Source organism: Streptomyces sp. NPDC001700 (assembly GCF_053596435.1).
The window spans coordinates 95,242-108,351 of the sequence record NZ_JBSFGE010000025.1; the positions used below are offsets into that span (position 1 = coordinate 95,242).

Sequence of the window (13,110 nt, forward strand, 5' to 3'; positions counted from 1 at the left end):
CAGCCCGCCGAAAGGGTTGGACGGGCCATGAAATACTGGTGTGGCCAGATTGGTAACCCAGCCCTCTATAGGAACGGCACCTCACCCATGGCCTCGGTCCCCTCCCTTGCCGCTTCGGTCCACCAGCGCGTCGCGGACGCCCTCATGGCTGCCCTGCCGGAGGCCGGTTCCGCGGACCCGCTGCTGCGACGAAGCGACCGGGCCGACTTCCAGGCCAACGGGATGCTGGCGCTGGCGAAGCAGCTCAAGGGCAATCCGCGCGAGCTGGCGGCGCAGGTCGTGGAGCGCCTTCCGGTCGCCCCGACCTCCGCCGACCCCGACTCGGTGATCGCCGACATCGAGGTCTCCGGCCCCGGCTTCCTCAACATCACCGTCGCGGACTCCGCCATCACCGCGACCCTCGCCGCGCGCGCCGCCGACGACCGGCTCGGCATCCCGTTCGCGGCGGACGCGGGCACGACCGTGATCGACTACGCCCAGCCGAACGTGGCGAAGGAGATGCACGTCGGCCATCTGCGCTCGGCCGTGATCGGCGACGCGGTGGTCAGGATCCTGGAGTTCAGCGGCGAGAAGGTGGTCCGCCGCCACCACATCGGCGACTGGGGCACCCAGTTCGGCATGCTCATCCAGTACCTGATCGAGCACCCCCACGAGCTGGACCACAAGGACGCCGCCTCCGGCGAAGAGGCGATGTCCAATCTGAACCGGCTCTACAAGGCGGCGCGCGCGCTCTTCGACGCCGACCCGGAGTTCAAGGAGCGGTCCCGGCGGCGGGTGGTGGACCTGCAGGCCGGGGACGAGGAGACGATCGCCCTGTGGCGGAAGTTCGTCGACGAGTCGAAGATCTACTTCTACTCGGTCTTCGACAAGCTCGACATCGAGGTCCATGACCCCGATGTGGTCGGCGAGTCGGGCTACAACGACATGCTGGTGGAGACCTGCCGCCTGCTGGAGGAGTCCGGCGTCGCCGTCCGCTCCGAGGGCGCCCTCTGCGTCTTCTTCGACGACGTCAAGGGCCCGGACGGCAACCCGGTGCCGCTGATCGTCCAGAAGTCCGACGGCGGCTTCGGATACGCGGCCACCGACCTGTCCGCGATCCGCGACCGGGTGCAGAACCTTGAGGCCGACACCCTGCTGTATGTGGTGGACGCCCGGCAGTCGCTGCACTTCAAGATGGTCTTCGAGACCGCCCGCCGGATCGGCTGGCTGAATGAGAAGGTGCGCGCCGTCCAGCTCGCCTTCGGCACGGTCCTCGGCAAGGACGGCAAGCCGTTCAAGACCCGTGAGGGCGAGACGGTCCGGCTGGAGGACCTGCTGGACGAGGCGAGCGAGCGGGCGGCGGCCGTGGTCCGGGAGAAGAGCGAGAAGCTCGGCCTCACGGACGCGGAGATCGCCGAGCGCGGCGCACAGGTCGGCATCGGCGCCGTGAAGTACGCCGACCTGTCCACCTCCGCCTCCCGCGACTACAAGTTCGACCTCGACCAGATGGTCTCGCTCAACGGCGACACCTCGGTCTACCTCCAGTACGCGTACGCCCGCATCCAGTCGATCCTGCGCCGCGCCGACGAGACGCAGCGTCCGCTGGCCCACCCGGAGCTGCCGCTGGCCCCCGCCGAGCGGGCACTGGGCCTGCACGTGGACCAGTTCGCGGAGACGCTGGCCGAGGTCGCCGGTTCGTACGAGCCGCACAAGCTGGCCGCGTACCTCTACCAGCTGGCCTCGCTCTTCACGACCTTCTACGACCAGTGCCCGGTCCTGAAGGCGGAGGGCGGCCCGGCCGAGGTCGAGAACCGGCTCTTCCTGTCCGACCTGACCGGCCGCACCCTGCGGCAGGGCATGTCCCTGCTGGGCATCCGGACCCCCGAGCGCCTCTGAGCGCTCACCGCTCCCGGGAGCCCGCCCCTCAGGAGCCCGCCCCTCAGGAACCCGCCTCCCGGGAGCCCTGTGCGTCCGGCGCGCAGGACACATCGCGCGCCGGTCGCACGCCGCCGACCAGGTAGTCCGTCACCGCACGGTCCGCGCAGGAGCTGCCGTACGGCGCGGGGACATACGCCGCGCCATGGCCCGTGGTGTCGACGGTGACCATCCGCGCCCGGTCCCCGAAGGCACGCCGCAGGTTCAGCGCCCCGCTGTACGGGGTGGCGACGTCGTAGCGGTTCTGCACCATCAGGACGTTGGACGGGCCCCGGTCGGTGATGCGGACCGGCTTGTCCTGGGGCTCGTACCGCCAGAACGAGCACGGCGTGATGTTCACCGGCATGCCCGCGGTCAGCGGGTGGGAGACGCGGCTGGCGGCGACGGCGCGGGCGTGGCCGGGGACCGACGTCGGCCACTCCACGTCGTTGCAGATCGTCGCGAAGGCCACCGCCGCCGTGTCCTGCGGCAGATCCGGCGGCGCCGCGCCGGGCACCCTGCCCTGCTCCGCGTCCCTGACGAGCCGGGCCAGTCCCTCGAACTGGCTCCGGGAGTACAGGGCGGTGAGGACGCTCTGGCGGAACACATTGCCGTTCAGCTCCGGCGGGTTGGCGCCCTCCCAGGGCAGCGGCTCGGCGTCCAGCCGGGCGGCCAGGTCCAGGACGAGGCGGCGCACCCCGGCCGGGGTGTCCGCGAGCCGCACCGGACTGCCGGGGTCCGAGGCCCACTTGGCGAAGGCGGGGAAGCTGTCCTCCGTGCCGACCGCGAAGTTGGCCAGCCAGCGGCGCTCCACCTGCTCCGGGTCCGGGTCGTCGTTGCTGTCCAGCACCCAGCGGTCGGTGCGCTCCGGGTACAGCTGCGCGTAGACGGAACCCACGTACGTCCCGTACGACCTGCCCCAGGCCGACAGCTTCCGCTCGCCGAGCGCCCGGCGGACGCTGTCGATGTCGCGGGCCTCGTTGACGGTGCTGAGAGTGGGCAGCAGATCGCCGCCGTTGCGGGCGCAGGTGTCGGCGACGCGGCGGGCAGTGGCCACGTTCTCCGTGATGTCGCCGTCGGCCGCGGGCCAGGGGCGGGTCGTGGCCAAGGACCGGTCCCCGGCCGCCAGATCACAGCTCGCGGGGGTGGACCGGCCCGTTCCGCGCGGATCGAAGCTGATGAGGTCGTACGCGTCCCGGACCGACTGCGGCAGCCGCTTGCCCACGGTGGACGGCCTGTTCAGGCCCGGCTCCCCCGGACCGCCGGGGATCAGCAGCAGGGTGCCGCGGCGGGCCTCGGGCCGCTCGCTGCGGACGCGGGAGACCGTGAGCGTGATCGACTTCCCGTCCGGGCCGCGGTAGTTCAGGGGGACGTCGAGCGTGGCGCATTCCTGGCGGGCGTCATGGCCGTCCCCGGCGCACGCCCCCCAGTTGAGCGCGCTGGTCGCCTCGGCGGAGGACACCGTGGTCAGGGCGGAGGCGATGGTGGCGGTGGCGAGGGCCAGCGCGGTGGTCTTGCCGGTCGTCAGTGGCATGGGGACGAGCCTGTCCGAACCGGAAGTGCGTGCCCATCCGGTCACCCGGCCGGTGGGCGCTGAGGGTAACCCCACCCTGAGGGGTTAACCCCGACCATACCTTTCGCGACAAGATGCGCCCCTCGGGACAACCTCGCGCCTCTCCAACCCGTCAAACCCCATGAATCACTGGCCAATCGACACCTTGGGGATTGATCATGCGACGGTGGGGTACAGCGCTCGCGGCGATCGTGCTGGCAGGCGCCGGACTGGCGGGGACGGCGGGAACCGCGGGCGCGGCGCAGACCGCCACCGCGGGTACGGCCGCGGCCTGCGCGACCGGCTGGGGCAGCGGCGACAAGACGGCGCCCTCGGGGAACTACAAGCCGCTGGAGAACATCAGGACCGGTCAGCACGAGTGCTTCGACCGCATGGTCTTCGACGTGAAGGGCGCCACCGCCGCCGACCAGGTGCGGTTCGACGTGCGCTACGTCGACGCGCTGCACCAGGACGGCTCCGGCGACCCGATCCCGGTGAACGGCGGCGCCATCCTGGACATCCGGGTGGGCGCGCCCAGCTACGACGTCGAGTCGGGCCGGAGCACGTACCCGGGCAAGGCCAGGCAGCCGCTGCCGGGCGTGAACGTCACCGGCTACAAGACCTTCCGCGACACCCGCTACGCCGCCAGCTTCGAGGGCGACACCCAGGTCGGGCTGGGCGTGCGGGCACGGCTGCCGTTCCGCGTCTTCCAGTCGGACGGCAAGGTCATCGTGGACGTCGCCCACTCCTGGACGGCCACCCGCTGAGCCCGCGCCAGTCCGGACCGCCGCCCGCTGAGCGACCCCGGAATCAGCGCAACCGCGCGTCGATGGCCGCCGGGTCGAAGAGGGCGTCGGCGACCATGTGAGCCGCGCCGGTGACGCCCGCGCGCGTACCCAGCGGGGACAGGACGACGCGCAGATCGCGGGTGGCCAGCGGCAGTGACCGCCGGTAAGTGACCTCCCGGATCCCCGCGATCAGGTGCTCCTGGGCATGGGCGAGCCCGCCGCCGATGACCAGGATCGACGGGTTGAGAAGGCTGACCGCGTCGGCGACGCCCTGGCCGAGCAGCCGCCCGGCCTGCCGGAGCAGCCGTACGGCGTCGCCGTTGCCGGACCGGACGAGGGCCACGACGTCGTCGGTGGTGGCGATGTCGTGGCCCGCCGCGGTGAGATCGCGGACCAGCGCCCAGCCACCGGCCAGGGCCTCCAGACAGCCGGAGTTGCCGCAGCGGCACAGCGCGGCGTCGGGGGAGGTCTCGTCGAGCCCGGGGGCGGGGATGTGGCCGATGTCGCCCGCCGCGCCCTGGGAACCGTGGTGGAGCGCGCCGCCGAGGACCAGGCCGGAGCCGATGCCGGTGCCCGCCTTGACGAAGAGCAGATGGCGGCGGTCGGGCCAGTTGACCCGGTGTTCGCCGAGCGCCATCAGATTGGTGTCCTTGTCGGCGAGGACCGGGCAGTCGTAGCCGCCGCGGAAGAAGTCCGGCACCGTGTAGCCGTCCCAGCCGGTCATGATGGGCGGGCTGACGACGCGTCCGGTGCCCGCCTCCACCGGGCCGGGCACCCCGATGCCGATGCCGCGCACGCGCTCGGCGGGCTCGTCCGCTTCCCTCAACAGCCGCTGGAAGTCGGCGGCGACCTGCCCGAGGACCACGTCCGGCCCATCGGCCACGTTCTGATCGCGGCGGTGCGAGACGAGGACATCGCAGGCCATGTCGGCGAGCGCGGTGCGCACATGGCTGCCGCCGATGTCGGCGAGGAGCAGCACTCCGGCGTCGCGGCGCAGCCGGAAGGAGCCCGCGGGGCGCCCCCCGGTGGAGTCGGCCGCGCCGGACACCTCCAGATAACCGGCCTCGCCCAGCGCCTCCAGCCGGGTGGCCATGGTGGAGCGGGAGAGGCCGGTCGCGGCCATGAGCTGGGCCCGGGTCGTGGCCCGGCCGCCGCGGATGAGCGCCAGCACCGCCCCTGGGCCCGTCGGATGCGCCTGACCTGCCGAGACCGCCTCCGCCACTGAGCCCTGTCCTCCATGTTCACGCTGTGTTCGGTACCGCCCACACCGTACCGCCCTTTACGACCGAACCCAAGCACACTTATGTATTGTCCTCACGCAAAAGATGCGTAGCATCGAGCAGGCATCACCCACGCAACGACGCGGAAGGACCTCGATGAACGACCTCGGAGTGCACGCACTGGTGTGGACCGGCGACTGGACGCCCGAAGGCGCCCGGACCGCCGCGGCCCGCAGCCGCGAGGCCGGATACGACCTGGTCGAGATCTCGCTCCACGACCCGGAGCTGGTGGACGTCAAGGACACCCGCACCGTCCTCGCCGACCACGGCCTGCGCGTGGCCTGCTCCCGCGGCCTCTCCTTCGACTCCGACGTCTCCTCCGACGACCCGGACACCGCCGCCCGCGGCGAGGCGCTGCTGCGCCAGGCCCTGCGCATCACCCATGACCTCGGCGGCGACTACTTCGGCGGGGTCCTCTACAGCGCGCTGGGCAAGTACGGCCGCCCCGCCACCGCCCGGGGGCGCGAGCACGCCGTCCGGGCGCTGCGCCGGCTGGCCTCCGAGGCGGACGGCCTCGGCGTGACGCTCGGCCTGGAGGTGGTCAACCGGTACGAGACCAACGTCGTCAACACCGCCCGCCAGTGCCTGGACCTGATCGACGAGATCGGCGCCGGCAACGTCCTGGTCCACCTGGACACGTACCACATGAACATCGAGGAGCAGGACTTCGCCCGCCCCGTCCGCGCCTGCGGCGACCGCCTCGGCTACGTCCACATCGGCGAATCCCACCGCGGCTACCTCGGCTCCGGCACCATCGACTTCCCCGCCTTCTTCCACGCCCTCGCCGACATCGGCTATCAAGGCCCGATCACCTTCGAGAGCTTCTCGTCGGCCGTCGTCGCCCCCGGCCTCTCCCACGACCTCGCCGTCTGGCGGAACCTGTGGTCCGAAGGACCGGACCTCGCCGCGCACGCCCGCTCGTACATCGCCGCCCAGATCAAGGCCGCGCACGCCCACACGGCGGCCTGAGCACCCCCGGACACCACGAAAGCGTCGCCATGACTCCTCAGCAACTCCTGGAGCGCGCCGAGCGCCTGGCCGCCTCCGGCGCCGACTCGGGCCGCCGCCGGCTGCTCGGCATCGCCGGACCGCCCGGGGCGGGCAAGACGACCCTCGCCGAGTACCTGGTCGGCGCGCTCGGCCCCGAGCGCGCGGTCCTGGTCCCCATGGACGGTTTCCACCTCGCCGACGTCGAGCTGCGCCGCCTCGGCTTGCTGGGCCGCAAGGGCGCCCCGGAGACCTTCGACCCGTACGGCTACACCGCGCTGCTGCGGCGCCTCAAGGAGCCGCGCCCCGGGGAGACCGTGTACGCGCCGGGCTTCGAACGCGAGCTGGAGCAGCCCATCGCGGGCTCCCTCCCGGTCCCGCCCGAGATCCCGCTCGTCATCACCGAGGGGAACTACCTGCTGCTGGACGACGCGCCCTGGCACCCGGTCCGCGCGCTGCTCGACGAGACCTGGTGGGTCGAGCTGGACACCGAGGAGCGGGTACGGCGGCTGATCGACCGCCACGAGCGGTTCGGCAAGGCGCCCGCCGAGGCCGAACGCTGGGTCCTCACCACGGACGAGGCCAACGCCCGCCGCGTCGCCCCGGGCCGCGAGGCCGCCGACCTCGTCATCACCGGCTCGGGGGAGACACGGACATGACCGGCACCCTGAGCCTCGGCGCCGTCGACTGGTTCCTGCTCGCCGTCTACTTCGGCGCGATCATCGCCATCGGCCTCTACACCAAGCGCGCCGTCCGTACCACCGGCGACTTCTTCCTCGCCGGGCGCTCCATGCCCGCCTGGATCACCGGCCTCGCCTTCATATCCGCCAACCTCGGCGCCCTGGAGATCATCGGCGGCGCGGCCAACGGCGCCCAGTACGGGGCCGCCGCGGTCCACTTCTACTGGCTCGGCGCGATCCCCGCGATGGTCTTCCTGGGCGTCGTGATGATGCCGTTCTACTACTCGACGCGGGTGCACAGCGTCTCCGAGTATCTGCGCCGCCGCTTCAACAACCAGACCCATCTGCTCAACAGCGTGGTCTTCGCCGTCGCGCAGATGCTGCTCGCGGGCGTGAACCTCTTCGCGCTCGCGCTGATCGTCAAGCTGCTGATCGGCTGGCCGCTGTGGCTGTCCATCGTGCTGTCGGCGGTCTTCGTCCTCGCGTACATCACCCTGGGCGGGCTCGCGGGCGCGATCTACGGCGAGGTGCTGCAGTTCTTCGTCATCCTCGCCGGGCTGATCCCCATCGTCGTCATCGGGCTGCACGCCGTCGGCGGCTTCGGCGGCCTCAGGGACGCCGTCCAGGACCCCACCCTGCTGCACACCTGGCAGGGCACCACCCCCGGCCACTGGACCAACCCGCTCGGCGACTGGATCGGACTCGCCATGGGCGAGGGCTTCGTCCTCGCCTTCGGCTACTGGACCACCAACTTCGCCGAGGTGCAGCGCTCACTCGCCGCCAAGGACCTCAACGCGGCCCGCCGCACCCCGCTGATCGCGGCCTTCCCCAAGATGGCGCTGCCGCTGTTCACGGTGGTCCCCGGCATGATCGCCCTGGTCATCATCCCCAAGCTGGGCCAGCCCGGCGGGCCCACGTACAACGACGTCATCCCCGAGATGATGCAGCGCTTCCTGCCCACCGGCGTCCTCGGCATCGCCCTCACCGGCCTGCTCGCCGCCTTCATGGCGGGCATGGCCGCCAACATCTCCGGCTTCAACACCGTCTTCACGTACGACATCTGGAAGCCCTACGTGGTGCGCGGCCGCGACGACCGCTACTACCTCACGGCCGGGCGCTACGCCACTGTCGCGGGCATCGCGGTCAGCGTCGCGGCGGCCTTCCTCGCCTCCGAGTACAACAACATCCAGAACTACATCCAGCTCCTCTTCTCCTTCTTCAACTCGCCGCTCTTCGCGACCTTCCTGCTGGCCATGTTCTGGAAGCGGGTCACCCCGTGGGCGGGCTTCTGGGGCATGCTCTCCGGCACCGCGGCCGCCGCCGTGGCCCACCTCTCCAGCTACCACATCGGCTGGTTCTACCCCGGCGGCGAAGTCGGCCCGCACGACACCATCAACGCCCAGATGGCCAACTTCTACGGCGCCCTCTTCGCCTTCGTCGTGGACGCCGTCGTCACGATCGCGGTCACCTTCATCACCCAGCCCAAGCCCGAATCCGAACTCCGCGGCCTGGTCTGGGGCCTCCCCGACCCCGACTCCCCCGACGCCCACGAGGCGGCGGTGCGCCAGCCCTGGTGGAAGTCCCCGCCGGTCCTCGGCGGCATCATCCTGGCCCTGACGGCGGCCCTGAGCGTCTGGCTGGTCGTCGCGGTATGAACGGAGAGAACCCCATGCCCCCGCCCCCGGGAAAGACCTTCGACGTCCGCTGGCTCATCGCCGGCCTCCTCGGCCTGTACGGCGCCGTCCTCACCGTCCTGGGCGTAACGGACGGCCCCGCCGAACTCGCCAAGGCAGACGGCATCCGCATCAACCTCTGGATCGGCCTGGGCCTCCTGACCGTGGCGGCGGCGTTCGCCGCCTGGGCAAAGCTCGCCCCGCAGCGCCGCGACGAGGGCTGATCTGCTCCTCCACGTGCGGCTCAGGCGCGTACACCGCGCCTGAGCCGCACCCGCATTTACTCAAGAGCTGATGAGTCGGCTGTCGAATCCCGAGCGCCGGAGACGTTCGTAGGCAGTCCGCACATCGTCCGGTACTTCCTGCTCGATGGCGAAGCCCGATTTCGGATACTCGATCACTCGCTGCAAGTCGCCGACCATCGTGTCGATGACCAACTTCTCGTCGCCGATGCTCTTGACGTAATCGGCAAGGTCCGCAGGGTCAGAAGTGCACACGACTTCAACCTCGGGCCACACCTTGCGGCACGTCGCATACGCGCGCCGCTCCATGCACGGCATAGCGATCAGCATCACGGACTCGGCAACGGTGACTGCCTCCCGCAGCACCTCACGCGAGAACGCGATGTTCTGCCCGGTGTTTCCGGCCTTGGGCTCAAGGAGGATCGCGTCGACAGGCACGCCGAGGCCAAGCGCGTGCTCACGGAAATGCACGGCTTCGCCGCGAGGGTAGAGGCCAGCGGTCGTCGGGCTGCCGCCGCCGCTGAACACCAGCAAGGGGAACAGACCGGCGTGGTACTGCCTGGCCGCGAATGTCGCGGCTCCGAGATCATGGCTGCCTAGGCAGATCCCTACCGAGCAGGGGCGCGCCTCGTGCCCCATGCGCTGGTAGTCCCAGACCAGCTCTGCATCGCGCCACTGCGCCTCGGTGATCACACGCTGTCCACCGCAGTGAGCTGAAGGATGTAGTCCCGGATGTGGGGCGGCATGGGCTCAGGCAATCGGTCGAGCGGAACCAGCCGGAGCGCCTGGCCTTCCCCGAGGACGAGTTCGCTCTCCTCACCGTCCCACGTGCCCAGGAACACATGAGGCGGAGCCTTGCGGGGGCCGTACGGGGTCACCATGGCCTCCTCGATCGTGTCCGGCACGATGCCGGTCTCCTCCTTGATCTCGCGGAGGATGGTGTCGATCGGCCTCTCGCCCGGTTCCCGTCCACCACCGGGGAGGGACCAGTGCCCCGGCCACCCGATTCCGGGCTTGTCGTCCCGGAGTTGCAGGATGATTTCCCCGCGGCCGGTGAGGATCACGGCCAAGCACCCAGGGATCTTCTTCGGCGGAACCTCAGCCACAACGTCCTCCCCGACGACCTGCGCGCAGCGACGGCCCCCACCGTAGCGGCAGGGGCCACCGGCTTCTTATGATTGCCCGGCTTCTTCACCCCAAGTGAGGGGAAAGGCGCGCCCAGACGGTCTTGCCGATGGGGTCGCGGGGGCGGTGACCGGTCTCCTTGGCTAAGGCTGCGACAAGCTGGAGACCACGACCGTGCTCGTCGTCCTCAGTGGCCCTCGTACGACAGGGCAGACGACCGCTGGCCGCATCGGAAACTTCGACAAGGCAACTGGTGTCCTCGTGGGTCAGGCGCACCTCGAGGAGGTGACCACGCTTGTGGCCGTGCTGCACGGCGTTGGTGGCCAACTCGCCGCAGACAAGGACCATCCGGTCGATGTCATCCTCTCGGTAGCCCCACTTACGAAGCGTTTTGCCGACCTGCCTTCGAGCAAGGCGGACGCACCCGGGCGTGGACGTGAACTGCATCTTCCATTGCTGCGTGGCGGGCTGCTGTGGATTTGGGGGTGGTCATCGGGAGCATCGCGTCCCCTCGTGGCGGGTGGTTCCAAGGGGGCAAGCTCATCCGATCAGCGACTACGGAAACAGGCCACGATGATTACCCAACGTGGGTAAAATCCTCGACGGTTCACTGCCCAGACCGCCCACCGCCGTGGGACGAGGAAGAGGGGCACGACTGCCCGGATCACAGCCTCACCACGGGCTTCCGCCCGCGTTGCTGGCCAGCCAGGAGTGGCTGAACGCATGCCGGAGGCGCGACTTCGCCCGTATCTTCCGGGGTCAAGCTCAAGGCAGGGATCTACCGTTCCTAAAGACTGAGCGGGAGTGAGTCCTGATGCCAGGCCCCACACTCAGCCGCGTGCTCCGAACGGTGTTGGGCACGCTGGTCGCCCGCGTTCGCTCCGCTGCCGGGCGGCACGGATCTTGTCCGTGGTCCGGGAAGGCGGGGGCGGGGTCCCTCACGCCGTCGGGTCTCCGGTCGGGCCTGGACGGTCCGATGCCCCGCACGATCTTCCCCAAGCTCTCGGCTTCGCTCGAGCAGGGGAGACCCCATCGGTCGTGTGGGGGCGGTGTCGTCCGTCGCCGGATCGGATGCCCGAGGGCGCGTCGCCCGATCGCGATGCTCGCCGCATCGTGCCGGGAAACCTTGCGGTTGCTGCTGATCAGGGGCTGCTGCCAGTGCTGGGCACCCCAACGGGAGGTATAGGCAGGGTCGACCGCGACGATCGCGATGTCCTGCTCGGCGGCCATGGCCACCAGCCGTGCCTTCAGCTTCGCGGTGGGGAAGCGGGAGATCAGGCGGCGGAAGCGTTTGTTGCGGCCCCATTTCTCCCGGCACCGGCCGTCGGTGAAGTCCAGGTCCTCGATCGCGATCGCCCCTGCCCCGGTGGCGTGGGTGTGGTGCAGCAGCCTGGTGAGCGCGTGCCGGATCTGGGCGTCCCGGTGCTGGGCGCTGCCCGACAGGTCGTAGGAGAAGCGGTGGGGTTCACCGACCGGGTTGCCGTGCCGGTCCAGGCGCCAGGCGGCCATGTGATCGTCGTTCATGTCGAAGGCGACCACACCCCGGGCCAGCGCGGCTTCCAGGGACAGGACGGGGGCGGGGGTGCGCTGCCAGGAGGCGGTCACATACCAGCGGCCCCGGGCCACATCGTGGTGGATACGGTAGGCCACCGCCCGGTCCGCGGTGATGCGGTCCCGCCACTCCTCACGCCGGTGGCGGAACGCCACGGTCGCCTCCAGCACATACCGGCCATGCGAGGCGTTGGCCAGATGAGCCAGCGCGGCCGGGAGCTTGACCGAGAGCTGTCCGGTATCGGTGACGCGGATCGTCTCGTTGCCCAGACGTTTACCGGACTCCCCGTCCGCGGACAGGAACATCCGCGCCGCCTCCCACTGCGCCCGCCATGCCTGCTCGCTCAGTCCGGCCTGGTCCAGGTGGTGGCGCAGGTGCGCGAGTTTCTTCCCGCCGCGCACCACCCGCACGCGCCCCGCAGCCCAGCCCGCCTCCAGCCTGGCCAGCCGGGCCCGCAGCGCGTGCAGGCGCCGGGACTTGGCTTGCCACTCGGCCCGCGAACCGTACCCGCGCGGCAGTCCTTCGCGCTTGTCCGCCTTCGCCCCCAGCGGACGCGCCAGCCTCGCCTCGATCGACGCGATCTGCTTGCGCAGCCACGCCATCTCGGCTGTCTGTCCGCGCCGGGCCAGGGCCCACTGATCGTGGGTGGCCTTGGTGATACTGCCCGCCCACCTGGCCGAGGCCACCTGGGTCAGCTCCCGCTTGCGCACCGCCCAGGTCTTGCTGCCGTGCTCCAGGCCCTGCCGGGAACGCACCGCGAGATCACCCGCGGCCAGTCCACCGAGGAACACACCGACCTCGGCCAGTACCGCCGCATCGGTCTCCGACACGCGTAACCGGGCCCGGACCGCCACCCCCGAAGGGCCGGGCACCACGAACGGCGCCGCCACCTCCCGCACCCCGCCCAAACCCCTCACCCCCAGCCGCCATCGAAGCCCCTCTCACCCCGTCCAACGACACCCACCCGCAAAGGTCACGCATTCGACAGACACACTTCCGTTCCCATGGGCCCGACGCTCGCCCATACGCCTCGGCAGTCGAGTACCAGCGCTCACTCACGCTCACACAAGCACACTCGTACACGGTCAAGCGGCAGCAGCTCCGCACCCCTCACGCATCGCCGCACTCTGCGGCATGACGCCCAGCAGGGTTGGCGAAATCATGACCGAGCGCCGCACCCTGGCGCACATCGATGTCATCGAGCGAGTCGCCGACGGGCTGCGAATCCCCGGTGCGATGCTCGGCCTCGCCCATCGTCCCTGGGAGATCCCGCCACCGGACCATGTACGGGAACGCGCCCCGCGACGAGAGCCAGAGCCTGCCCCGACTCCGGCGCCC

The 13,110-nt window shown here is 70.6% G+C and carries 12 protein-coding genes and 1 pseudogene; 6 read left to right on the forward strand and 7 right to left on the reverse strand.

The annotated features are described in order from the left end of the window. Positions 1-87: 87 nt before the first annotated feature. Entirely contained in the window at positions 88-1,875 is a 1,788-nt protein-coding gene (gene argS, locus ACWC5C_RS33895; protein ID WP_450881775.1) for an arginine--tRNA ligase, read from the forward strand. Between the two features lie 43 nt (positions 1,876-1,918). Here argS and ACWC5C_RS33900 read toward each other — a convergent pair whose 3' ends face one another. Next, complete coding sequence (locus ACWC5C_RS33900) at positions 1,919-3,427, reverse strand: alpha/beta hydrolase (RefSeq protein ID WP_450881777.1); 1,509 nt, start codon at positions 3,425-3,427, stop codon at positions 1,919-1,921. A gap of 197 nt (positions 3,428-3,624) precedes the next feature. Here ACWC5C_RS33900 and ACWC5C_RS33905 point away from each other — a divergent pair, with 197 nt between their 5' ends. Beyond that, positions 3,625-4,212 carry an AMIN-like domain-containing (lipo)protein gene (locus ACWC5C_RS33905; protein ID WP_450881779.1) on the forward strand — a complete coding sequence of 196 codons (588 nt, stop codon included), beginning with the start codon at positions 3,625-3,627 and terminating at the stop codon, positions 4,210-4,212. 43 nt (positions 4,213-4,255) lie between these two features. On the opposite strand, the gene ACWC5C_RS33910 is transcribed toward ACWC5C_RS33905, so the two are convergent. Beyond that, the gene (locus ACWC5C_RS33910; RefSeq protein WP_385440818.1) at positions 4,256-5,455 is read right to left on the reverse strand and encodes an ROK family transcriptional regulator; all 1,200 of its coding nucleotides are present in this window, start codon (positions 5,453-5,455) and stop codon (positions 4,256-4,258) included. A 154-nt stretch (positions 5,456-5,609) separates the two neighbouring features. Here ACWC5C_RS33910 and ACWC5C_RS33915 point away from each other — a divergent pair, with 154 nt between their 5' ends. The 4 genes from ACWC5C_RS33915 to ACWC5C_RS33930 are packed head-to-tail and all read left to right on the forward strand — an operon-like array spanning position 5,610 to position 9,077. Next, a complete protein-coding gene (locus ACWC5C_RS33915) occupies positions 5,610-6,482 on the forward strand; it encodes a sugar phosphate isomerase/epimerase family protein (RefSeq protein ID WP_450881781.1) in 873 nt (290 codons plus the stop codon). A 29-nt stretch (positions 6,483-6,511) separates the two neighbouring features. Next, positions 6,512-7,159, forward strand: a complete 648-nt coding sequence (locus tag ACWC5C_RS33920) for a nucleoside/nucleotide kinase family protein (protein WP_385440821.1) — start codon at positions 6,512-6,514, stop codon at positions 7,157-7,159. Then, positions 7,156-8,835: a sodium:solute symporter family protein gene (locus ACWC5C_RS33925; RefSeq protein ID WP_385440824.1), complete on the forward strand. Its 1,680-nt coding sequence runs from the start codon at positions 7,156-7,158 to the stop codon at positions 8,833-8,835. Before ACWC5C_RS33920 ends, ACWC5C_RS33925 begins: the two co-directional genes overlap by 4 nt. A 14-nt stretch (positions 8,836-8,849) precedes the next feature. After that, entirely contained in the window at positions 8,850-9,077 is a 228-nt protein-coding gene (locus ACWC5C_RS33930) for a hypothetical protein (protein WP_450881784.1), read from the forward strand. Positions 9,078-9,137: 60 nt separating this feature from the next. Here the strand turns inward: ACWC5C_RS33930 and ACWC5C_RS33935 are convergent, their stop codons facing one another. From ACWC5C_RS33935 to ACWC5C_RS33955, 5 genes and pseudogenes are all read right to left on the reverse strand, one after another. Continuing rightward, a complete protein-coding gene (locus ACWC5C_RS33935; RefSeq protein ID WP_450881827.1) occupies positions 9,138-9,734 on the reverse strand; it encodes a YdcF family protein in 597 nt (198 codons plus the stop codon). A gap of 50 nt (positions 9,735-9,784) precedes the next feature. Further along, positions 9,785-10,201, reverse strand: coding sequence for an NUDIX domain-containing protein (locus ACWC5C_RS33940; RefSeq protein ID WP_450881786.1), 417 nt, complete (start codon positions 10,199-10,201; stop codon positions 9,785-9,787). Between the two features lie 85 nt (positions 10,202-10,286). Next, positions 10,287-10,667, reverse strand: coding sequence for an ATP-binding protein (locus ACWC5C_RS33945; RefSeq protein ID WP_450881788.1), 381 nt, complete (start codon positions 10,665-10,667; stop codon positions 10,287-10,289). 340 nt (positions 10,668-11,007) lie between these two features. Continuing rightward, a pseudogene (locus ACWC5C_RS33950) lies at positions 11,008-12,680 on the reverse strand (IS200/IS605 family accessory protein TnpB-related protein). A 202-nt stretch (positions 12,681-12,882) separates the two neighbouring features. Further along, positions 12,883-13,026: a hypothetical protein gene (locus tag ACWC5C_RS33955; protein WP_450881790.1), complete on the reverse strand. Its 144-nt coding sequence runs from the start codon at positions 13,024-13,026 to the stop codon at positions 12,883-12,885. Between the last annotated feature and the right edge of the window lie 84 nt (positions 13,027-13,110).